This is a genomic window from Embleya sp. NBC_00888, from assembly GCF_045207655.1.
Taxonomy (GTDB): domain Bacteria; phylum Actinomycetota; class Actinomycetes; order Streptomycetales; family Streptomycetaceae; genus Embleya.
Genome location: NZ_CP108784.1, coordinates 6311384 through 6334312 on the forward strand (window position 1 = coordinate 6311384; position 22929 = coordinate 6334312).

The window sequence follows — 22929 nt, forward strand, 5'->3', positions numbered from 1 at the left end:
GGGGCCGGCCGAGGTCGCCTAGGCTGAGCGGATGACGCACGGCGACCAGGAGAATCGGGCTCGGCTGGTTGCGTACAGCTATCTGAGTGTGCCGGAGCGGGACGACTATCTCGCCATCGTGCGGTTGTTCGGGACCTCGTTGATGGCCGATCTGTCGGCACACGAGGTCGCCGAGCGGCTGGGGCGGGGCGACGTGGAGACCGTGACCGCTCGGTTGGACGCGCTGGTCGCCTGGGGGAACCTGATCCGCAGTACACATCGTGTGCGGGCGGCCAGCATCGCCGAGTTTCAGCGGGCCCGGGCGCGCTATCAGATCTCCAAGCTCGGCGAGCGCATCCAGCGGGACGTGGACGACGTGCTCTCCTGGGCGGACGCGGCGCGTGAGGTGGCCGCCGAGTTGCTCGCGCTGGTGGACCGGGAACTGGCGGGGCTGGCCCTGGGGGTGGTGGCGCCCGGTGGCGTGGACACCGAGCAGGGCAGGGACGCGGTTGCCACGTTGTTCGTTCAGTTCGGTGAGTTCGCCGAGTCGGTGCGGGACTTCTACGCCTACCTCGGGCAGGTGTTGGCGCGCTACGACCTCGACGGTGACGAGTACCACGGGTTCAAGGCACTGCTGCTCGACTACGTCGAGGCCATTCGTGCGGACGTGGCGTTTCATACGCCGCGCATTCGGGCCTCCCTCGACGCGCTGTGGCCGCATCTGGGCGTCCTGCTGCGCCGGATCGACGATCTCGGCGGCGGCCTGACCGGCCTCCAAGAGGTCACGGGCGCACGGGTACAGCGCAGTCGTGGCCGCGAACTCGCCGATTGGGACGCGCTGCGCGCGTGGTTCGTCGACACGGATGGGCGCGGCAGTCAGGTCGATCAACTCCGGGCCGCGACGATGCGTGCGCTCGGCTCGCTGCTCGCCAACGCCAAGCGGATGATCCGCTCGACCACTTCGGGGCAGTCCCGGCGCGGCGACCTGATCCGACTCGCCGCCTGGTTCGACGCGTGTGACGAGGCCGGCGCCCATGACCTGTACGCGGCGGCGTTCGGGCTGTACGGGGCACGTCGGCTGGGCGTGGCCGGGGACCTCGACGGAACGGTTCCCGCCGGAACGAGTTGGTGGGACGGGCCGGTGGCGGAGGTACCGCTCGCACTGCGCGAGCGCGGTGAGCGGTCGCAACGCGGACGGGCGGCGTCGGTCGAGGATCACACCGCGCAGAAGGCCCACCTGATGGCACGCGCCCACGCCGAGGCGACCGCCCGCACCGAGGCTGCCGCCGAACTGCGGGCAGTGGCAGGCCAGTTCGAGCGGGCAAGGCTCTCGACGGCGGCCAAGGGGCTGTTCGAGGAGTTGTTCACCGGCGCGCTGGGCAGCGTGAGCGGTGATCTCGCCGCCCTCGACGGTGCCCGCTGCGACCTCGAAGAGCTCGATATCGCCCTCGGTGTACGCGTCGAACCCGCGGCTCGCACGGTGGTACGCAGCGCCGAGGGTGACTTCGAGATCGACGGACTACGCCTCCTGCTCGGCCGGGCCGGCGCCGATTGGGACCTTTCCACGGTCCGGGAGAGTCGATGAGCGACCTCGACCACGACGCCGCCATCGCAGACGAGCGTCGCATCGCGGCCCGACGACTGCTTGCCGACGCGCTGGTGCTCGCGGACGGACCGCATCGTGACGAGTTCGCCGCGATCCGCCGGCACGCCGAGTGGCTCACCACCGCTTTTCGTCGGTTCCTCGGCTACGAGGTCGTCGTCGAGGCGCGTTTCGCCCGGCTGCTGAAGGCCGGGCCCGGAGCGGGCGCGGGGCGTGGGCTCACCCGCTCCACCGGGACGCCGTTCAACCCGCGGACCTACGCCTACCTCACTCTCGGCCTCGCCGCCCTGGTCACCGCGTCCGATCAGGTGTTGTTGTCCCAACTTGTCACCGACATCCGCGGCGCGGCGGTCGACGCCCGGATCGAACTCGAGGACGCGGGCCGGCAGGTCGAGCGGCGGACGCTCACTGCCGCTCTGCGCCAACTCGTGCTGTGGGGAGTACTGGTCGAGGTCGACGGCAACCTCGGCGACTACGTCGAGAAGGAAGACGCGGAGGCACTGCTGAGCGTGGACCGCGACCTCGCCCGGGCATTGATCGCCGGCCCGCTCGGACAGGCGAACGACGCCGCGCACCTGGTCGCGCTCGCCCGGGAGCCGGGCCATCACGGCGTGCGCGTGGCCGTTCGTCGACGCCTGGCGGAGACCCCCGTCGTGCTTCGCGACGAACTCGATACGGACGAGGACGACTGGCTGCGCCGGAACCAACGGCGTGAGGCCCGCACGTTCGAGGAATTTCTCGGCCTGCACGCGGAGATCCGCGCCGAGGGCGTCGCCCTGTTCGACCCCGCCGACGAGTTGTCCGATCTGGCTTTCCCCGGCCGCGGAACGGTCGCCCAGGCGGCGCTGCTGCTGATCGAACGTCTGGTCGCCCGGCTGCGCCCCCACGAGCCGACCGCCGCGGTCTCGGTGGCCGACCCGCTGATCGACGAGACACTGGCGGCACTCGTGGCACAGTACGGGCGCAAGGCCGGGTGGCAGCGCGATCTGATCGAGAACCCCACCCGCCTTCGTGACGAGGTCACCCGACTCCTGGCACACATGAGGCTCTTGCGGAGACCTGTGACCGAGGAGGAGGGGGTCGTGTGGGAGGTCCCCGCGATCGCCGCCCGCTATGCCGCCCGCGTCCGCGAGCGGCAGCCTCGCGCGGTTCAGGAAGGTATCCCTTTGTGACAGTGACGATTCCCCTCACCCTCCCGCGACACCCGCACCGCTTCCGGCTCTCCCGCGCGGGCATCCGCAACGTCTGGCAGTACGACGACGCGCGCTTCGACTTCGCCGACGGCCGGATGCTGCTGCGCGGCAAGAACGGTGCGGGCAAGTCCAAGGCGCTCGAGATGTTGCTGCCCTACCTTCTCGACGGCGAACAGCGCTCGATCGACGCGATGGGCACCGGGCGGACCACGCTCAAGTGGCTGATGCTCGACGGCTATACCGCGACCAATCGGCTCGGCTACCTGTGGGTCGAGTTCGAACGCGTCGACGGCGATGGCGCCCTTCGGTACATCACCCTCGGCGCGGCCGTGCGCGCGTCCAACTCGACGAAGGAGGCCAAGCCTTTCTTCTTCGTCACGAGCCGGCGCGTGGACCACGACTTGACGCTCGTCGAGAACGGACAACCTCTCGGGATCGACCGCCTCAAGGAAGCAGTCGGCGCGGCCAACGTCACCGACCGCGCGGCCGAGCACCGCACCCGGGTCGCCCGGGACCTGTTCGGCCTCACGGACGTCGCCCGCTACCGCAGCCTGACCCATCTCCTGCACCGCCTGCGCCGGCCCACGGTGGGGGACCGGATCGAGGCCGGTGGCCTGACCACCGTCCTCACCGAGGCGCTGCCGCCACTGGACGAGGACATCCTGGCGATGGTCGCCAAGCATCTCGACGACCTGGCGGCCATCCGGCACGACCTCCACGATCTCGAAGAGCTGGACCGGGCGTTGGCTCGTTTCCTGACCGGCTACCAGGGATATCTGCACGGAGTGCTCCGGGGCCGGACCGACAGGGTGGCCGATCGGTTGACCGGTCTGGCCGCCGGTCGCCGGGCCGCGGGGGACAGTGAGCGCAAGGCTGCCGACCTGCGTGCCGAAGAGGACCGGTGCACCGAGGTACTCACCCACTGGGGGGACTTGTTCCGCGCGGCCACGGCGGAGTTGCGGGCCCTCCAGGAGAGCGCCGCCTACCGGAGTCTGACCGAGATCCAGGACCGCACGCTGCGGGTCCAGGCGATCGAGGACGCCTCCCGATCCGCCGGCCGCGCCGCCGACACCGCCCGTCGGGCGGAGGAGGCCGCCGCTGCCCGGCTCGCGGCCGACCTGGAGCGGATCGCGGGCACGGTCAAGGATCTGGGAGCCGAACACCGCACCCTCGTTCGAGAGGTCGTACCTGCCGGGCTCGACGCCACCACGACCGGCGTCGCACCGACCACCCCCGTCGAGGCCTTCGCCCCCGGGGTGATCGCAGTGGATGTCGTACCGCTGCGTGCGGCCATCGAGGAGTGGGCGAGCCGACTCGAAGCGGCCGGCCCCGTGGTACGGGCCCGACTGCGTGCCGTCGGCGAACTCGATCGGCACTTGGTGGCAGCGCTCGACGCCGGTCAGGCGGCGCGGGCCGCCGCCTCGGACGTCGAGCGCCTGGACACCCAGGTCGAGTCCGCGCGGCTGCGGATCGACCGGCACGCGGCCGAGGTGGAGCAGGCCGGCGCCGTGTTCGCCGAGCGGGTACGCGCGTGGGCGCGCCCGCTCGCGGACTTGGCGGCGCCGATCGTGACGCTGGTGACCGCGGCGCAGGACGATTCGCTGCCCCTGGCGGATCGCGCGCTGCCGGCCGAGACGTACGACGACGTCGAGCGCGCCGCGCGGATGGTGGTGGACCCGCTGGTCGTCGTGCTCGACGCGGATCGCGACGAGGCTCGCGAACAGGTCCGGACCGCGGCCGGCGAACTCGCCGCGCTCCGCGCCGAGCACGACGAGTGGAGCCGCCGAGTCGACTCGACGCCTGCCGCCGGACGGTTCCGATCGGCGCTGCGGGCACCCGGTACCGGTGCACCGCTGTACCGCCTCGTCGATTTCGCCGTGCACCTGAGCGATGCCGAACGGGCGGGCCTGGAGGCCGCGCTGGAGGCGTCGGGGCTGCTCGATGGTTGGGTCACCGCCGAGGGCCGAGTGTTGGCGGCGGACACCCGCGACGTGCTCCTGGCGCCGGTGGGTGCCATCGGCGGGCAGACCCTGGACGACCTGCTCGTCCCGGTGTCCGTGCCGGAGAGCGGCGTGACGGACGGTCGGGTTCGGGCGCTGCTGCGCTCCATCGGTGTGCACGAGGGCACGAGCCGGATCGCTCCCGACGGCACCTGGCGGCTCGGCGTGGCCGCCGGAACGTACACCAAGCCAGAGGCCGAGTACGTCGGCGCCGAGGTTCGCGCCGCGACCCGGCGCCGTCGGCTCGCAGACCTCGTCACCCGGATCGAGAACGCCCGAGTCGAACACGAGAGCCGGCAGGCCACGCTCGCCGACCTCGATCGCCGACGCGAGGAACTGCGTGCCCTTCTTCGCGCCCTGCCCTCGGGCCGCGATCTGCACGCGGCCTGGGTCAGGCTCGGCGAGGCCCGCGAACAGTCGCGTGATCTGGCGACCGGGCTGGCCGGCGCCCGTCGGGACGCGGACGCGAAGCGGGTCGTCGAGGTTAAGTGTCGAGAGCGCGCCCACGCCTACGCGACCGCACACGCGCTGCCCGCCGAACAGGCCGAACTGGCCAGGTTGCGTGGGCTCGTGGATCGGGTCCGACACGACGTCGAGGGGCTGCGTCGGCGCGTTCTCGCGGCGCGCGACGCACTCGTGCCGCACCAGGACACGCGCGACGGATGGCGAACGGCCCACGAGGAGCACGATCGCCTGGTTTCCGCGCACGAGGACAGCCTGCTGCACCTCGCCGAGGAACGGGCCGGGCTGGCCGTACTGGAGGCCGCGCTCGGTGAGGACCCGCAGGCCATTTTGGCCCGCGAACGGGAGGTGTCCCGGCGTCTGGAGGAGGCCCGCGGCGAGATTCGCCCCGCGGAGCGCGCCGTGGCGAGGATCCACGACGACGCCATCCGAGCCGAAGCCGAACGCGACGCCCGCAAGGCGGATCTGAGTGCCCTGGAGGAGGCCGTGGTCGACGCCGGCGCGGACCTGCGTCGTGCGCTCGCGCTGCCCGAGGTCCAGCGCGGGGCCGGTCTCGACGGCGCCGAGGCGCTGCTCGCGCCCGAGCCGCCCGGCACCGACGTCCGTGCCCGGATCCGCGCCCTCGACGGCCTGCTGCGGGAGGTTCGCGAGCGGCTCGGTGCGCCGACGAAGGACGTCTCCGATACGACCCTGCTCAACCGGTACACCGAACTCCGGGCCGGCCTGCGCGGCGGTTACGACGCGGCGTTGACCGAGACCGACGGGGTCAAGTTGTGCCACATAGCCGACGACCACGGTCGGCACGACGTCGCCCTGATCGCACTGCGACTGGCCGGGCAGGCCGAGGACGCCCGCAACCGCCTCTCCGAGCGCGAGCGCGAGGTCTTCGAGAAGTACCTGCTGGGCGAGTTGGGTGACAACCTCACCGGTCAGGTGTTCGCGGCGAAGGCGCTGATCGCGTTGATGAACGAGACCTTGGACGGCGTCCGCACCTCGCACGGCCTCGGCGCGCGCCTGGTGTGGAAGATTCGGGAGGACGCCGACGCCGACACCCGCGCCGCGGTCGACCTGCTGGACGGACCCGCCGCGCTGCGCTCGCGCGAACACGCGGAAAGCCTGCGGACCGTGCTCCAGCGGCTGATCGAGGCCGAACGTCTCAAGGACCCCACCGCCGGTTACGCCCTGCACCTGCGTCGGGCCCTCGACTACCGCGAGTGGCACGCCTTCGGCGTCCAGGTTCTCGACGACGCGCGCCCCGGCAGCGCACGCGCCCTCAACGCTCGGACCGGCCTCAGCCAGGGCGAGCAGCGGGTGATCTCCTACCTCGTCCTGTTCGCCACCGCCGCCGCGCACTTCGAGTCGGTCGCGGCCGGCGCCGTCCAGGCGCCGCGGATGATCCTGCTCGACGACGCGTTCGCCAAGGTCGACGAACCCACGCACGGGCGTCTGTTGGGCCTCCTGGTCCGGCTCGACCTCGACTTCGTACTGACCAGCGAACGCCTGTGGGGCACCTTCCGCGAGGTGCCGTCGCTGCACATCTACGAGTGCCTGCGCGACCCGCACCATCGCGGGGTGGCAACCCTCCACTTCACCTGGGACGGCTCCCGCAAGCGCCTGGTGGCGACGTGAGTTCGAACCCGCCCGGTGGCACGGCGAGCGTTGATCCGCCGCAGATCCCGACATCGCCGGAGCCCTCCCCGGCCACCCTGGCCTGGCTCGCCCGTCCCGAACTCGCCGGCTTGTGGCAACGCCTGCGTACCCGTCTGGAGGGCAACGGCCGCACCGTGCAGGGCCACATCCGCGGCGGGCACTGGGACCGGGCCGAGCGCCGCGAACTGTCGATGCTGCTCGGCAGATCCGTCTCGCCGACCGGAAACGTCACGGTGGCGCTCGCCGACGTCGACGCCCGACTGCGCGCCACCGCAGGCGGTTTGATCCCCGCGCTCGAAGCGCTCGGCGGCCCCATCCGCGACCGCCGGGGCGAACGCCGCAGCGCCCGCGACGCCACGACGCGACTGTGGGAGGAAGCCGCCGCGATCGCCGACCGAGACTGGGTCGAGTCCGTACGCCGCTCCGGTACGCTCGCCCGTCTGGACCCGGCCGCGGCCCTGCGGCTGATCGAACAGGGTGCCCGAGTCCTGACCACCATCGACCCCGATCGCCCCGTCGGCCGCGGCGACCTGGCCGCCCTGGTCACCGGTACCGCGCACGGGCTCGACGATGGCACGCTCCTGGCCCGGATCGTGCTGCGCGGGCTGGCGCTTCGATACGCGCGGGGTGAGATCCCCGCCCACGCGCCGGGCCGGCGCGACCTGTGGCGAACGGCCGGCGCGGTCACCGACGAGGTCTCGGCGACCGTGTTGACCCTCGGTCTGCGGCCCCCGGGTTCGAGCCCGGCCGCTCGACTGCTGTGCGAGCGTGCGGACGCGGGATACGAGACGCATCTGAGCATGCGGGAGATCCGTCGGCTGGCCGGTCCGCCCGTTGCGCCGGGGACGCGGGTGTACGTCTGCGAGAACCCCCGGGTGGTCGAGGTCGCGGCCGATCGCGGCGTGCGGGCCGCGCTCGTGTGTACCGCCGGCAACCCGGCGACCGTGGTGAGCACCCTGCTCGAAGCGCTCGCCGGGGCCGGTGCCCACGTGCGCTACCACGGCGACTTCGACTGGCCGGGCCTGGCGATGGCCGACCGGGTGCTTCGCCGTTTCGGCGCTTCGCCGTGGCGGATGGTGACCGCGGACTACGAAGCAGGTGTCGCTCTGGCCCGAAGGCACGCCACCCCGCTGGAGCCCCTCGCCGGCGGCCCCCACGTCGCCACATGGGACCCCGAACTCACCCCGACCATGCTCGCGTCGGGCGTCAAGCTCGAAGAGGAGACGGTTCTCGACTTCCTGGTCGCGGAGCTACTGCGAGCGGCGTGATCGAGCAAGCGCGCATCGCGCGCACCGACACCGCGATGCCGGCGCGTCCGACCGCGTCCGACCGCGTCCGACACGCGTGCGAAGGGCGGCCCGATGGAGCGGGGCCGCCCTTCGCGCGTTGTCGACTAGCGCGGCACCGAGGCCGCGCCCGCCGGGAGGAAGCGCTTGCCGAGGGTCTTCTCGCTGATGCCGGCGCGGTCCAGGTACGGCGTGATGCCGCCCAGGTGGAAGGGCCAGCCGGCGCCGGTGATCATGCACAGGTCGATGTCCTGCGGGGCGGCGACGACGCCCTCTTCGAGCATGCGGTTGATCTCGTCGGCCAGGGCCGCCAACGCGCGGTCGCGGACCTGCTCCTGCGTGGACGGGGAGTCGCCCACCTGCAGCAGCGCGGCGACCTCGGGGTCGACCTCCTGGGCGCCCGAGGCCCAGGTCAGGAAGGAGCGCTTCCCGGCCTTGACCACACGCTCGAGGTTGGGCGAGACGCCGAAGCGGTCCGGGAAGGCCGTGTGCAGGGTCTCGCCGACGTGCGCGGCGATCGCCGGGCCGACGAGTTCGAGCAGGACCATCGGGGACATCGGCAGGCCCAGCGGGGCCAGCGCGTTGTCGGCGACCTCGATCGGGGTGCCCTCGTCCACCGCGGCCAGCACCTCGCCCAGGAAGCGGGTGAGGACGCGGTTGACCACGAACGCCGGGGCGTCCTTGACCAGGACCGAGGTCTTCTTGAGCTGCTTGGAGACCGCGAAGGCGGTGGCGAGCGCACCGTCGTCGGTCTGCTCCGCGCGCACGATCTCCAGAAGCGGCAGGACGGCGACCGGGTTGAAGAAGTGGAAGCCCACGACCCGCTCGGGGTGCGCCAACTTCGCGGCCATCTCGGTGATCGACAAGGACGAGGTGTTGGTGGCCAGGATGCAGGTCGGCGAGACCACGGCCTCGACCTCGGCGAACACCTGCTGCTTGACCGACATCTCCTCGAACACGGCCTCGATCACGAAGTCGGCGTCCGCGAACGCGTCCTTGGTCAGCGAGCCGGTCACCAGCGCCTTGAGCCGGTTCGCGGCGTCCGCCGAGATGCGCTTCCTGAGCAGCAGTTTGTCGACCTCGGCGTGCACGTAGCCGACGCCCTTGTCCACCCGCTCCTGGTCGATGTCGGTCAGCACGACCGGCACCCGCAGGCGACGCGCGAACAGCAGCGCGAGCTGCGAGGCCATCAGCCCGGCGCCGACCACGCCGACCTTGGTGACCGGGCGGGCGAGCTGCCGGTCGGGGGCGCCGGCCGGGCGCTTGGCGCGCTTTTGGATCAGGTTGAACGAATACAGCCCCGCGCGCAGTTCGTCGCCCATGATCAGGTCGGCGAGCGCGTCGTCCTCGGCGTCGAAGCCGGCCTGGAGGGAGGCGACGTCGCCGAACCGGGCCGAGCGCGCGGCGTCGATGATCCCCAGCGCGCGATACGGCGCGGGCGAGGCCCCGTGCACCTTCGAGTCGGCGATCTCGCGACCTCGGGCGATCGCCGCGTCCCAACCGGCGCCGCGGTCGATCTCCGGCCGCTCGACCACGATCTCGCCGGAGACGACCTTGCCCGCCCACACCAGCGACTGGGCCAGGAAGTCGGCCGAGTCCACCAGCGCGTCCGCGATCCCGAGCTTGAAGGCCTTGGGACCGTTGAGCTGCCGGTTCTGGTTCAGCGCGTTCTCGATGATCACGGTGACCGCGTTGTCCGGGCCGATCAGGTTCGGCAGCAGCACGCAGCCGCCCCAGCCGGGGACCAGACCCAGGAAGCACTCGGGCAGCGAGAAGGCCGGCACCGCGGTGGAGATGGTGCGGTACGTGCAGGCCAGACCGATCTCGACGCCGCCGCCCATCGCCGCGCCGTTGTAGAACGCGAACGTGGGCACCGACAGCGTGGTCAGCCGCTTGAACACGTCGTGGCCGGCCTTGCCGATGGCGTGCGCGTGCTCGCGCAGGCCGACCTTCTCGACGCCCTTGAGGTCGGCGCCGACCGCGAAGATGAACGGCTTGCCGGTCACGCCCGCCGCGACGATGTCGCCCGCCGCGGCCAGCGCCTCGACCTTGTCGATCGCAGCGTTCAGCTCGCCCAGACCGGCCGGGCCGAACGTGTTCGGCTTGGTGTGGTCGAAGCCGTTGTCGATCGTGATCAGCGCGAACCTGCCCGCGCCGCCCGGGAGATCGAGCACGCGTACGGGGAAGTGCGAGACCAGCTCGTCCGGGAAGACCTCGGCGGCCAGTCGGGTCAGGTCGCTCACTTGTCGTTCCCCTCGGAGTTCGCGGTGTTCGCGGTCCAGTGCGGGTTCTCCCAGATGACGGTGCCGCCCATGCCGAGCCCGATGCACATCGAGGTCAGGCCGTAGCGGACCTCGGGGTGCTCCTCGAACTGGCGCGCGAGCTGCGTCATCAGGCGCACGCCGGACGAGGCGAGAGGGTGACCGAAGGCGATCGCGCCGCCGTACTTGTTCACGCGCGGGTCGTCGTCGGCGATCTTGTAGTGGTCCAGGAAGGACAACACCTGGACCGCGAACGCCTCGTTCAGCTCGAACAGGCCGATGTCCTCGATGGTGAGGCCGGCCCGCTCCAGCGCCTTCTCGGTGGCCGGGACCGGGCCGATGCCCATCACCTCGGGCTCGACGCCGGCGAAGGCGAACTGCACGAGCCGCATCTTGATCGGCAGGCCCAGCTCGCGCGCGGTCTCCTCGGAGGCGAGCAGACACGCGGTCGCGCCGTCGTTGAGGCCGGCCGCGTTGCCCGCGGTGACCCGGCCGTGCGGACGGAACGGGGTCTTCAGCGCGCCGAGGCCCTCGAGCGTGGTGCCCGGGCGCATCGGCTCGTCCACGCTCGACAGGCCCCAGCCCTGCTCGACCGAGCGGGCCGCGACCGGCACCAGGTCGGGCTGGATCTTGTTGTCGGCGTACGCCTTGGCGGCCTTGTCCTGGCTGCCGACGGCGAACCTGTCCGCGCGCTCCTTGGTGAGCTGCGGGAAGCGGTCGTGGATGTTCTCCGCGGTGTTGCCCATGACCAGCGCGGACGGGTCCACGAGCTGCTCGGAGATGATCCGCGGGTTCGGGTCGGCGCCCTCACCCATGGGGTGGCGGCCCATGTGCTCGACACCGCCCGCGACCACGACGTCGTAGGCGCCGAACGCGATGCCGCCGGCGGCCGTGGTGACCGCGGTCATCGCGCCCGCGCACATGCGGTCGATCGAGTAGCCGGGCACCTCGCGCGGCAGACCCGCGAGCAGCGCCGCGGTGCGGCCGATGGTCAGGCCCTGGTCGCCGATCTGCGTGGTGGCCGCGATGGCGACCTCGTCCACGCGGGCCGGCGGCAGCGACGGGTTGCGGCGCATCAGCTCACGGATACACGCGATGACGAGGTCGTCGGCTCGCGTCTCGTGGTAGATGCCCTTGGGGCCGGCCTTGCCGAAGGGGGTACGGACGCCGTCTACGAAGACGACGTCCCGGACGTTACGAGGCACGAGCGCACACTCCTCCTGCGATGGGTTCGGGCCCCATGCTACTCATGAGTAACCAATGGTCCTAGCCCTCGGCTCCATTCCGGTCACCGACGTGTCACGCCGGCCGTCTCGTCCGGGTCGTCGCGGGCCGTCGCGGGTCGCGCCGCGGCCGGGATCCGGCCCGGCGGCACGCGGGGCCGCGGTCGGGCGGCGGTCGCGGGCGACGTGACGTGATCCACTTTCGCCGGCGCGGGCCTTTACCCCGGCTTGACCGTATGGGGGCATTCGGCTGACAAAATAAGCCAAGCCTAGGCTTGGTTAGCCTTGCCTAATAACTGCCTTTCGTCGCCTTTGAACACCCGTTTTGTATATGCGTGTTCGACCCGGTGTGTCCCGCCGGGTCGGGCGCGATGCGTCCCCCCGCAATCCGTCTGCCGGGCCTCGACCCGTCTTCGCTTTGTCTCGTCCCCGGGAGAGTCCATGTCTGTCGTCCGTCGCCGCCCCGCCGCCCGTGTGCTGGGTACCGGACTGTTGCTCGCGCTCCCGCTCGCCCTCACCGCGTGCGGCGGTGACGACTCCTCCTCCGGCGACGCGGTCAAGGTCACCGCGAAGGACAAGTCGTGCGACGTCGCGAAGAAGGACTGGTCGGCCGGCAAGAACAGCATCAAGGTGACCAACAAGGGCAGCCAGGTCACCGAGCTCTACGTCTACGCGCAGGGCGACCGGATCGTCACCGAGCGGGAGAACATCGGCCCCGGCACGTCGGCGACGCTGACCTTCGAGATCAAGGCCGGCAAGTACGAGGTCGCCTGCAAGCCGGGCATGAAGGGGGACGGCATCCGGCAGACGATCACGGTCGCCGGTACACCCGCCGAGAAGCCGGTCGACCCGCGCCTGGCCACGGCCGTCGCGCACTACCGCGCGTTTACCACCGAGACGGTGGACCGGATGTTGCCGATCGCCACCGAGTTCGTGAACGCGGTCAAGGCCGGCGACGTGGCCAAGGCCAAGGACCTCTACCCGAAGTCGCGCCTGGGCTGGGAGACCATCGAGCCGGTGGCGGAGAGCTTCGGCGACCTCGACCCGCAGATGGACGCCCGCGAGGCGGACCTGGAGCAGGGGCAGGAGTGGTCCGGCTGGCACCGGATCGAGAAGACGCTGTGGACGACCGGGCAGATCACCGACGAGGACAAGCGCTACGCCGACCGGCTGCTGGCCGACCTCAAGACGCTGCAGTCGAAGGTCGGTACGGCCGAGATCACCCCGACCTCGATCGCCAACGGCGCCAAGGAACTGCTCGACGAGGTGGCGACCGGCAAGGTCACCGGTGAGGAAGAGGCGTTCAGCCACACCGACCTGTGGGACTTCGTGGGCAACGTGGACGGCGCGAAGAAGGCGTTCGACCTGCTCAAGCCGTACGTGGCGGAGAAGGACGCGGCGCTGGCCGGCACCCTCGACGGCGAGTTCGCCAAGATCCAGGGCCTGCTGAACAAGTACAGGCAGGGCGAGGGCTACGTCTCCTACGACACCGTCGACGACGCCAAGCGCAAGGAACTGTCGGACGCGGTCAACGCGCTCGGCGAGCCGCTGTCGAAGCTGGCCGGCGTCGTCGCCTAGCCCGAAACAACGGCCGGCCGTACCGAAGCGGCCGGCCGTACCGAAACGTGCGGTCGCCACACGTCCGGTCGCGCCACGACGTCCGTTCGCAACAAACGCCATAGGGAGGGCCCATGACCGAGATCGAGCACGACACCGAGACGGTCGAGCCGTCGGGTGACGGGTTCAGTCGACGGGCCATGCTGGGTTGGACCGGCGGCGCGCTCGTGGTCGGCGCCGCGACGGCCGGCGGGGTGGCCACCGCGGTCACCGGGATCGACGACACGTCGGCCGACAAACCGCTGGGCGCGGTGGACTTCCACGGCGTCAACCAGGCGGGCATCGCCACCCCGGTCCAGGACCGCCTGCACTTCTGCGTGTTCGACGTGATCACCGACGATCGCGCCAAGCTGGTCCGGATGCTCCGGCAGTGGACCGAGGCCGCGGCCGCGATGACCACCGGGAAGGCGATCGGGACCGGTGCGGACAGCGGCGTCCCACAGTCGCCGCCGGACGACACCGGCGAGGCGGTCGGGTTGCCGCCGAACAACCTCACGCTCACCGTCGGGTTCGGGCCCTCGCTGTTCACCAAGGACGGCAAGGACCGGTTCGGGATCGCCGCGAGGAAGCCCGAGGCGCTCGCCGAACTGCCCCTGTTCCCCGGCGACAAGCTCGACCCGCAGCGCTCCGGCGGCGACATCGCCGTGCAGGCCTGCGCGGACGACCCGCAGGTGGCGGTGCACGCGATCCGCAACCTGGCCAGGATCGGCTTCGGCGTGGTGTCGGTGCGCTGGTCCCAGTTGGGCTTCGGCAAGACCTCCTCGACCACGCCCGAGGCGATGACGCCGCGCAATTTGTTCGGCTTCAAGGACGGCACCCGCAACATCGCCGGCACCGAGACCGACCGACTGCGCGAGCACGTGTGGGTGCCGCCCGGCGAGGGTCCGGACTGGATGACCGGCGGGTCCTACCTGGTCGCCCGCCGGATCCGGATGCACATCGAGACCTGGGACCGGACCTCGCTCGCGGAGCAGCAGGACATCATCGGCCGCTCCAAGGGCGTCGGCGCGCCGCACGGCGCGATCGGCGAACACGACGTGGTCCCGCTCAAGGCGCTGCCGGAGAACTCGCACGTGCGGCTGTCGCACCCCGACTCCAACAACGGCGTGACCATCCTGCGCCGCGGCTACTCGTTCGTGGACGGCTCGGACGGGCTCGGCCGGCTGGAGGCGGGTCTGTTCTTCCTGGCCTACCAGCGCGACCCGCGCAAGGGCTTCATCCCGCTCCAGCAGCACCTCGCGGCCAACGACACGATGAACGAGTACATCCAGCACGTGGGTTCGGCCCTGTTCGCGTGTCCCGGCGGGGTGCGCGGCGCGGACGACCACTGGGGGAAGGCGCTGTTCGGCTGACCCGCGGCGGCCGCGCCACGCCACCGCGCGCGGTACGTCTCCCGGCCTGCCCACACCGTCCTGGGGGCGTTGCCGCGAAGGGCCCGATCCGAGGTATGGACGCTGTTGGTTAATTCGCCCCGTCGAGCTTCGGCTCGGCGGGGCGAAGCCGTGCGAAGTGGCTGGTCCGGGTCCGGGCTCGCGGTGTGTGGGTGAGGTGGGCGTCGATGCGGGCGAGGTTGATCGCGGCGCCGGTGAGTTGGTGTTGGAGGCTTGTCTTGGCGAGGCCCCGGTAGCGGGATCTGCGCAGGCCGCAGCGTGCGGCGCCCTGGGAAATGGTGCCCTCGACGCCGGCGCGGATCTTGTAGCGGTCCTTCCACGCGTCGGTCTGCTGTTCGGCGCGGGCGGTGCGCAGAACCTCGTGTTCGTCGCGGTGGCGCAGGGTGAGCTCGCGGCGCTCGGCGCTCGGCGAGTTGACACAGGCGCGCAGATCGGGGCAGTGCCGGCAGACGGCGGTGGGGAACCGGATCCGAACGACCGGCAGTCCGGCCTGCGAACGGCGCTGGTGCCACTCGGTGTTGGTGGCCCCGTTCGGGCAGGTGGCTCGCTGGTCGTCCCAGTCGACGGTGAACGAGTCCTGCCGGAACGGGCCGTCCGCCTGGGCGTTGGTATCGGCTCGGACCGGTCCGAGCAGCGCGACGTCGTGGTCGCGCCGGGCGGCGACGATCTGCGCGGCGGTGGGGTAGCCGGCGTCGACCCAGTGCTCGTCGGGCAGCAGGTCCCGCTCGGCGAGGCCGGCGTGGACCCGGTCGGCCAACACGCTGTCGGGGACGGTGGACTCGGTGGTGGCCACGTTCGTGACCAGGTGCACCGCGTCCGGATCGCAGGTCTCGGTGAGGTGGACCTTGTAGCCGTCCCACATCGTGTCGCGTTTGACGCTGCCACGCGCGTCGGTGTCATAGGGGGTGACCAGGCGCTTCGCGCCCGGCGGCCGGTCTTTTGGGCCGCGGCGCACCACCTGCCCGTCCACCCGGTGGAAGTGCTGCACCCACACCCGCCGCAGCGTCTCCACCTCCTCCAGGGCACGCAGACCGCCCGGCGCGTCCGCGGCGAGCACGAGTGCGAGCAGCCGCGTCCCGTCCCGGCCGATCCGCGCCCCCACCTCGTCCCGCCGGGTGCGGGCCCTGGGGAAGCGGGACTCCTCCGCCCGGGTCGCGTAGTGCCGGAACCAGTCCGGCTCGGCGACCGGGCGCAACCACTCCGGGTCGGCCTCGGCGACCGCGTTCAACGCCGCGCGCAGCGTCTCGGACACCAACTCCAGAAAACCCAACTCGCGTGCGGCGGACAGCACATGCGTGGAATCGGTGCGCGCCTTCCCGCCGCCGGCCAACAGGCCCTTCTCCCGCGCCGCGGCCAGAACACCGTCCAACACCCGCCGTCCCGCGTCCGCCTCCACCAGCCGGTCGCGGAACTCGGACAGCACCGAGAAGTCGAACCCCGGATCGCCCAACTCCAACCCCAGCGCGTACTTGAAGTCGATCCGTGCCCGCACCGCCTCCGCGGCCTGACGATCGGTCAACCCCTCCACGAACTGCAACACCAGCACCAGCGCCAGACGTCCCGGCGACCACGCCGGCCTGCCCCGCCGCCCCGGGAACAGATCGGCGAACCCCTCGTCCCGGAACAACGGCCCCAACTCGTCCCGGACCCGGATCGCCAGACTCCCCTTCGGGAACGCCGCCCGCGCCACCCGTACCGTCTCCGCCGGAATCTCCCCCGGCTCCCGCGGCTGCATCGACATCGACACCCTCCCCCTACGACAACGTCGGCCCCCAAGACCACAACCGGGTCTTGAGGGCCGACGTCACGCGCAGGGCCCAAATTAACCAACAGCGTCCGAGGTATGGATCGGGCCCTTCGCCATGGGTGGCCCTCGCTCAGGCGGTGGCCGGGGTCTCCAGACCGGCCGCCGGTGTCCTGCTCTTGCCGTCGCCCTTGGGCAGGAAGAGGAACAGGGCCATCACGGGGACCAGATACGCGAGCCAGACGGTGACCTGGAGGACGGTGGGGTCGGGCTGGAAGTTGAGGATGCCCTTGAAGAGGGTGCCGTACCAGCTGTCCGGGGGGATGGTGTCGGTGATGTCGAAGGCACGGTTGTTGAGGCCGGGGACGAAGTCGGCCTCCTGGAGGTCGTGGACGCCGTAGGCCAGGACGCCGGCGGCGACGACGACCAGGCCGGCGCCGGTCCACAGGAAGAATTTCGCGAGGTTGATCCGGACGGCGCCGGCGTAGAAGAGGTAGCCCAGGACGACGGCGGTGGCCAGGCCGAGCGCGACGCCGATCATCGGGTCGGTGTTCTCGCCGGTGGAGCGGGCGGTGCCCCACACGATCACCGCGGTCTCCAGGCCCTCGCGGCCCACGGACAGGAACGCGGTGGTCACCAGCGCGCCGGTACCCATCGCGAGCGCGTGGTCGAGCCGACCCTGCAACTGCGCCTTGAGCGCGTGCGAGGTGCGCCGCATCCAGAAGATCATCCAGGTCACCAGCAGCACCGCGAGGATCGACAACGACCCGCCGAACAACTCCTGCTGCTTGAACGTCATCTCGGCCGAGGTCAGTTCGAGGGTCGCCTCGAGCGCGACGCTCAGCGCCACCGCGGCGCCGACCCCGAGCCAGACCGCGGGCAGCGCGTCCCGGCGCTCGCTCTTGACGAGATAGGCGATCAGGATGCTGACCACGAGGGCCGCCTCCAGGCCCTCGCGCAGGCCAATCAGATAGTTGGCGAACACAGGCCACCCCACGACTCGAACAAATGTTGAAATTTAGGCGAGGCTAACCAAACCACCAGGCGGTTCCGGCGTCAATGCGGGCAAAGCAAAGCCCCGGTAAGGGTGTCGAGGCACACACGGCCGGCGGGCCGACGGCGCGTCTGGACACCGGGGGCGTGCACCGGGCGGGGCGCGCCCGGTGCACGGCCGTACAGCCGTGGCCGTCAGGCGCTCGTGCCGTTGGCGGCGTGCGCGGCCAATCGCAGGAACGCGCCGGACAGCGCGTGCGCGGTCAGGCCGATCTGCCAGGACCGGGCACCGAACGCGCGCAGTACGTCACCGACCGCGTCGGCGGTGGGGGCCGCGGGCGGGGCCCAGGCGAGCCGGCGCACGTAGTCCGGCGCGAGCAGGTTCTCGGTGGGCAGCGTGTGCTCGTCCGCGATGGCCGCCACGGCGGTCTTGGCGGCGGTCAGGCGCTCCGCGGCGGCCGGGTCCTTGTCCGTCCATGCCCGGGCCGGCGGCGGGCCCTCGTGCGGCAACGTGGACATCGGCAGTTCGACCTCGGGCAGCGCCCGGGCCTGCTCGATCGCGGCCAGCCACACCCCGGCCTGACGCCGACTGTCGCGACCGGTGAAACCGGGCAGCGCGAGCAGCGCGGCCACCGAGGCGGGTCCGGCGATCGCGGCCTCGACGATCGCGCCGTCCGGGATGACCCGACCCGGCGAGACGTCCTTCTGGCGCGCGATGGCGTCCCGGGCCAGCCACAGCGAGCGCACGATCGCGAGCTGTCGGCGCCGCCGCACGCGGTGCAGCCCGGACGTGCGTCGCCACGGGTCCACCCGAGGCGCCGGCGGCGGCGCGGCGGCGATCGCGGCGAACTCCTGCAGGGCCCAGTCCAGCTTGCCCTGCTCGGTCAGGACGGCCTCGAGCTCGTCGCGCAGCTCGATCAGCACCTCGACGTCCAGTGCCGCGTAGCGCAGCCACGGCTCGGGCAGCGGCCGGGTGGACCAGTCCACCGCCGAGTGCCCCTTCTCCAGCGAGAAGCCGAGCACGGTCTCGACCATCGCGCCCAGTCCCACCCGGGGGAAGGCGGCCAACCGGCCGGCCAGCTCGGTGTCGAAGATCCGTCGCGGCACCATGCCGACCTCGGCCAGGCACGGCAGGTCCTGGGAGGCCGCGTGCAGGACCCATTCGGCGTCGACGATGGCCGCGCCCAATTCGGACAGGTCCGGACACGCGGCGGGGTCGACCAGGGCGCTGCCCGCGCCGGCCCGACGCAGTTGGATCAGATACGCGCGTTGCCCGTAGCGATAGCCCGACGCCCGTTCGGCGTCGACGGCGACCGGTCCCGCTCCGGCGGCGAAGGCGGCGACGGTCTCGGCGAGCGCCCGCGGATCCGCCACGACCGGCGGTACGCCCTCACGAGGTGCCAGTAGAGGGACCGGCGCCGGGGGGACCGGCGCCGGAAGTTCGGATGAGGTTTCGAAGGAGGCGTCGGTCACCCCACCAAAATAACCCGCCCGTCCACCCGATCGGGCAGGTCCCCGCCAAGGTGGGCGCGCCACGGGGGGTGTACGGCGGGTGGAAACCGCACAAAATCAGCCGGCGCGAAACATCCGGGACGTGCCGGGGCGTCGGAATCGGCCCGCCGGCTCGGCGGCGGGACCACCTGCCTCGGGGGCGGCACCACATGCCGAATCCCGGCGGGTGGGTCCACCCGCCGGGATTCGGCTGTACCTGATGAGGTGTCCTGATGCTCGGCCGACCTGCGTCAGCTGATGATGCCCGCCCGCAACGCGAGGGCGACCATGCCGGCACGGTCGCCCGTGCCCATCTTGCGGGCGATGCGGGCGAGATGGCTCTTGACCGTCAGCGCCGACAGGCCCATCGCCTGGCCGATCGCCTTGTTGGACCGGCCCTCCGCGACGAGGCGCAGGACCTCGATCTCGCGCGCCGAAAGCTCCCGGACGCCGGAGCCGGGCTCCGTCCCGCGCTGTTCCGACGGACGCATGCGGTTTGCCTGGGGCATCCCGTGGTGCATTCCCGCTTGCCGTGCGTGTCCAGGGTTCAGTCCCGCTCGCGCGCCGGTCACGACATAGCCCCGAACGCCCGCGGCAAGCGCGGAACGAACGGCACCGATGTCGTCGGCTGCGGAGAGTGCCAAGCCGTTCGGCCAGCCGGACGCGCGCATCTCGGTGAGAAGCGTGAGTCCGGAGCCGTCCGGCAGGTGCACGTCGGCGACACACAGGTCGCGCGGCGTGCCGGCACGGGATCGAGCCTCGGCGATGGTCGACGCCCCGACGACGTCGCGTACACCGAGGGCCCACAGGTGGCGGATGACCGCGTCACGAACCCGAGGGTCCGCGACGACAACCATCGCCGTGGGCTTGGAAGGACGGTAGGCAAGCAGGTTTGCAGGGTGATCGAGAAGTACCGACACCGGGCCTCCTGCGCAGTGATCGCGATTCCCGAAGAAGCGGCCCGACCAGCTACTCCTTCGGGGTGGTCACCCTGTCCTTCGGCACATATGGCGCTCGGCTTTAGAGGAAGATCCAAATCCGTTATGCGACGTTGACCCGGGTGTGTGACCGCGAGGTCTCGTGGTGCGGATCCGGCGTGTCAGGAACCGGGTCGCGAGGGCCGGCGCGGTATGGCCACCACCCCCTCGCCGGAAACCACCGGCGGCAAACCCGCGCACGTGCACATGAGTTCGGTCCATGCCAACAGGTGCGGCAACAACTCGTCGTCGGCCGGCGTCCAGGATGCCCGCACCTCGATCTCGGTGCGGGCGATCTGCCCGGAAAGCCCGCCGAAGCCCTGCGACGTACTGCGACTGACGGTGCCGCTGGGGGCCCGATAGGCGGCGCCGACGGCGTGCAGGGACTCGGTCAGCCAGGTCCAGCCGACCTCGGGCAGCAGCGGGTCCATGGCCAGCTCGGGTTCGAGTTCGGCGCGCGTCATGGTGACCACGCGGAACGTTCCCTCCCAGGCCTCGTGGCCCGCCGGGTCGTGCAGCAGCACGATCCGGCCGCCGGCCAGTTCGTCCTCGTCCTCGCCCAGGGCCACCTCGGCCGCGAACGCCGCGGAGAAGGGGGCCAGGCCGCGCGGCCGGGACATCTCCTCCAGGACGATCTCCGGGCGCAGGATCGCGGTTCGCCATCCGGCCAGCGCCTGCCGGAACTCCTCGGGCTCCTCGGTCTCGCCGACTGCTGCCATGCCTGGCAGCCTAGGCCGCGCCGGGGTCGCCAGGCCCGGGCGACGCGCCGGGCGGGGGTGCTCGGTCTGGGCCGTCCGGGTGCGTCTGGGACGATGGCGGATGTGACCGAAACGAGCCTTCCGCACGCCACCGTCCGAGACTCGGCCTTCCTGCGGGCCTGCCGACGTGAACCCGTCCCGCACACCCCGGTGTGGTTCATGCGCCAGGCGGGTCGTTCGCTGCCCGAGTACCGCAAGCTGCGCGAGGGCACCGCGATGCTCGAATCGTGCATGCTCCCGGACATGGTCACCGAGATCACCCTGCAACCGGTGCGCCGGCACGGCGTGGACGCGGCGATCTTCTTCAGCGACATCGTCGTCCCGCTCAAGGCGATCGGCGTCGACCTCGACATCAAGCCCGGCGTCGGCCCCGTGGTCGCGAACCCGATCCGCTCGCGCGCCGACCTCGCGCAGTTGCGCGACCTGACGCCGGAGGACGTCCCCTACATCACCGAGGCGGTCGGCCAACTCGTCGGCGAGCTCGGCGGCACACCGCTGATCGGCTTCGCCGGTGCGCCGTTCACGCTGGCGAGTTACCTCGTCGAGGGCGGTCCGTCGAAGAACCACGAGCGCACCAAGGCGCTGATGTACGGCGACCCGCAGCTTTGGGCCGACCTGGTGGACCGGCTCGCACGGATCACCTCGGCGTTCCTGAAGGTGCAGATCGAGGCGGGCGCGTCGGCGATCCAACTGTTCGACTCGTGGGCCGGCGCGCTGTCCGCCGCCGACTATCGGGCGTCGGTGCTGCCGGCCAGCACGAAGGTGTTGGCCTCGGTCGAGCACTACGGCGTGCCGCGGATCCACTTCGGCGTCGGTACCGGGGAACTGCTGCGCATGTTCGGCGAGGCCGGGGCCGACGTGGTCGGTGTCGACTGGCGCATTCCGCTGGACGAGGCGGTGACCCGGGTGGGGCCGGGCAAGGCGCTGCAGGGCAACCTGGACTCGGCGGTGGTGTTCGCGCCGTGGGACGCGGTGCGGACCAAGACCGACGAGGTGCTCACCGCCGGCCGCGCGGCCGAGGGGCACATCTTCAACCTCGGGCACGGCGTCCTGCCGAACACCGACCCCGAGGTGCTCACGCGCATCGTGGCGCATGTGCACGAGGTCGGCGCGCGGTAGGGCGCTGTCGGGTCGAGCGCCGGCGGGTCGAGGCGACCTCGGCCGGCGCTCGCGGGCGCGACTACGGTCGCGGCTCGGGCGGCTCCTCCCGGGTGGCGGGGGTCGACGGCTCGGGTCGGGCGGACGCGATCGGCGGAGTCGGCGGAGCCGGTGGCGTCGGCGCGGTCGAGCCGAGCCAGGCCGGTGCCGGGTGTCGGGTGCGGCGCAGGGGGCGCAGCCGGCGCAGTCGTCGGCCCGTGAAGCGGTCGAGCAGCCACACCGCGATCAGGATCAGCGCGAACGGGAAGACCGCCGCCAGCACGATCGCGATCACCCGGCCGGTGCCGGCGAGACCGTGCCAGCCCGCCGACCACGCGTCGCCGACCGCGCCGGTGAAGCCGTCGTCGTCGTCCTTCGGTTCGGCCGCCGCCTGTTTCGGGTCGCTACCGATCGTGACCGTGATCGTCGACAGGTCGGTCTGCGCGGTGAGCGCCTGCTGCCGCTTGAGCAGCGACTCCAGGTCCGCCTCGCGGCGGGTCAACTCGCTCTCCAGGGTGGTGATGTCGGCGATCGTGTCGGCCCGGTCCATCAGTTGTCTGGTGCGCTCCATGCTGCGGCGCTGCGATTCGACCCGGCTGTTCACGTCCACGACCTCGTCGGTGACGTCCTTGGCGGTGCGCTGCCGGTTGACCACCTTGCCGATCCGGCTCAGTTCGTCCAACGCCCGGTCGAACTCGGTCGGCGGGACCTTGAGGGTGAGCGTGGTGGTCGCGGCGTCCGTCCTGCTCGCGTCCGGATCGGTCGAGCGGGTGGTGCGTTCGTCGGTGACCAGGCCGCCGCGTGCCCGGGCGACGGCCTGCGCGTCGGCGGTGGCGCGATCGAGGTCGGGCACCCGTATCCGCAGGTCGCCGGTCAGCACCACCTTGCGCTGCCCGGCGGCCGGGTCGACGGCCGGGTTCGGGGCGGCCTTGCCGCCGGGCGCGCCGGGCACCGCGGGCGCCGCCTCCGCCGCGCCCGCCGCCGGCTTGGATCCGGATCCGGAGCGGTCCTTGTCGCCCGAACCGTCGCCGCTGCACCCGCCCACCAGCAGCACCGCGGCCACGGCGGTCGCGAGCACCGGGGTCGTGCGTCTCGCGTGTCGTGCGCTCATCTCGGTCCCCCCTCGAAGTCGGTGATGGGACGGTGCCGAGCCGTGGCCGGTTC

15 protein-coding genes are annotated in these 22929 nt (G+C 71.7%); 7 read left to right on the forward strand and 8 right to left on the reverse strand.

Annotation, left to right across the window (positions count from 1 at the left end):
- The first annotated feature begins 31 nt into the window (after positions 1 to 31).
- From OG948_RS26970 to OG948_RS26985, 4 genes are read left to right on the forward strand one after another with little or no spacing between them, the layout of a single operon-like run.
- Positions 32 to 1564, forward strand: a complete 1533-nt coding sequence (locus tag OG948_RS26970; protein WP_406298914.1) for a DUF2397 domain-containing protein — start codon at positions 32 to 34, stop codon at positions 1562 to 1564.
- Positions 1561 to 2754, forward strand: a complete 1194-nt coding sequence (locus tag OG948_RS26975; protein WP_406298915.1) for a TIGR02678 family protein — start codon at positions 1561 to 1563, stop codon at positions 2752 to 2754. Before OG948_RS26970 ends, OG948_RS26975 begins: the two co-directional genes overlap by 4 nt.
- Complete coding sequence (locus OG948_RS26980; RefSeq protein WP_406298916.1) at positions 2751 to 6866, forward strand: TIGR02680 family protein; 4116 nt, start codon at positions 2751 to 2753, stop codon at positions 6864 to 6866. Before OG948_RS26975 ends, OG948_RS26980 begins: the two co-directional genes overlap by 4 nt.
- Positions 6863 to 8155, forward strand: coding sequence for a TIGR02679 family protein (locus OG948_RS26985; RefSeq protein ID WP_406298917.1), 1293 nt, complete (start codon positions 6863 to 6865; stop codon positions 8153 to 8155). Before OG948_RS26980 ends, OG948_RS26985 begins: the two co-directional genes overlap by 4 nt.
- A 125-nt stretch (positions 8156 to 8280) precedes the next feature.
- Here the strand turns inward: OG948_RS26985 and OG948_RS26990 are convergent, their stop codons facing one another.
- Together OG948_RS26990 and OG948_RS26995 are read right to left on the reverse strand one after the other, a co-directional pair.
- A complete protein-coding gene (locus OG948_RS26990) occupies positions 8281 to 10416 on the reverse strand; it encodes a 3-hydroxyacyl-CoA dehydrogenase NAD-binding domain-containing protein (RefSeq protein WP_406298918.1) in 2136 nt (711 codons plus the stop codon).
- Entirely contained in the window at positions 10413 to 11639 is a 1227-nt protein-coding gene (locus tag OG948_RS26995) for a thiolase family protein (protein WP_406298919.1), read from the reverse strand. Before OG948_RS26995 ends, OG948_RS26990 begins: the two co-directional genes overlap by 4 nt.
- A 459-nt stretch (positions 11640 to 12098) precedes the next feature.
- Here OG948_RS26995 and efeO point away from each other — a divergent pair, with 459 nt between their 5' ends.
- Entirely contained in the window at positions 12099 to 13235 is a 1137-nt protein-coding gene (gene efeO, locus OG948_RS27000; RefSeq protein WP_406298920.1) for an iron uptake system protein EfeO, read from the forward strand.
- Positions 13236 to 13348: 113 nt separating this feature from the next.
- Complete coding sequence (gene efeB, locus OG948_RS27005; protein ID WP_406298921.1) at positions 13349 to 14626, forward strand: iron uptake transporter deferrochelatase/peroxidase subunit; 1278 nt, start codon at positions 13349 to 13351, stop codon at positions 14624 to 14626.
- A 109-nt stretch (positions 14627 to 14735) separates the two neighbouring features.
- Here efeB and OG948_RS27010 read toward each other — a convergent pair whose 3' ends face one another.
- From OG948_RS27010 to OG948_RS27030, 5 genes are all read right to left on the reverse strand, one after another.
- The gene (locus tag OG948_RS27010) at positions 14736 to 16406 is read right to left on the reverse strand and encodes an IS1182 family transposase (RefSeq protein WP_331773102.1); all 1671 of its coding nucleotides are present in this window, start codon (positions 16404 to 16406) and stop codon (positions 14736 to 14738) included.
- Between the two features lie 136 nt (positions 16407 to 16542).
- On the reverse strand, positions 16543 to 17394 hold the full coding sequence (efeU, locus tag OG948_RS27015) for an iron uptake transporter permease EfeU (protein WP_406300350.1): 852 nt from the start codon (positions 17392 to 17394) through the stop codon (positions 16543 to 16545).
- Positions 17395 to 17597: 203 nt separating this feature from the next.
- On the reverse strand, positions 17598 to 18875 hold the full coding sequence (locus tag OG948_RS27020; protein ID WP_406298922.1) for an HRDC domain-containing protein: 1278 nt from the start codon (positions 18873 to 18875) through the stop codon (positions 17598 to 17600).
- Positions 18876 to 19144: 269 nt separating this feature from the next.
- Positions 19145 to 19813, reverse strand: a complete 669-nt coding sequence (locus OG948_RS27025) for a response regulator transcription factor (protein ID WP_078974877.1) — start codon at positions 19811 to 19813, stop codon at positions 19145 to 19147.
- A gap of 179 nt (positions 19814 to 19992) precedes the next feature.
- A complete protein-coding gene (locus tag OG948_RS27030; protein ID WP_395859780.1) occupies positions 19993 to 20589 on the reverse strand; it encodes a DUF3000 domain-containing protein in 597 nt (198 codons plus the stop codon).
- Positions 20590 to 20682: 93 nt separating this feature from the next.
- Between OG948_RS27030 and hemE the strand changes: the two genes are divergently transcribed.
- Positions 20683 to 21747, forward strand: coding sequence for a uroporphyrinogen decarboxylase (gene hemE / locus OG948_RS27035; protein ID WP_406298923.1), 1065 nt, complete (start codon positions 20683 to 20685; stop codon positions 21745 to 21747).
- Between the two features lie 61 nt (positions 21748 to 21808).
- Here hemE and OG948_RS27040 read toward each other — a convergent pair whose 3' ends face one another.
- Positions 21809 to 22876 carry a DUF4349 domain-containing protein gene (locus OG948_RS27040; RefSeq protein WP_406298924.1) on the reverse strand — a complete coding sequence of 356 codons (1068 nt, stop codon included), beginning with the start codon at positions 22874 to 22876 and terminating at the stop codon, positions 21809 to 21811.
- Positions 22877 to 22929: the final 53 nt, after the last annotated feature.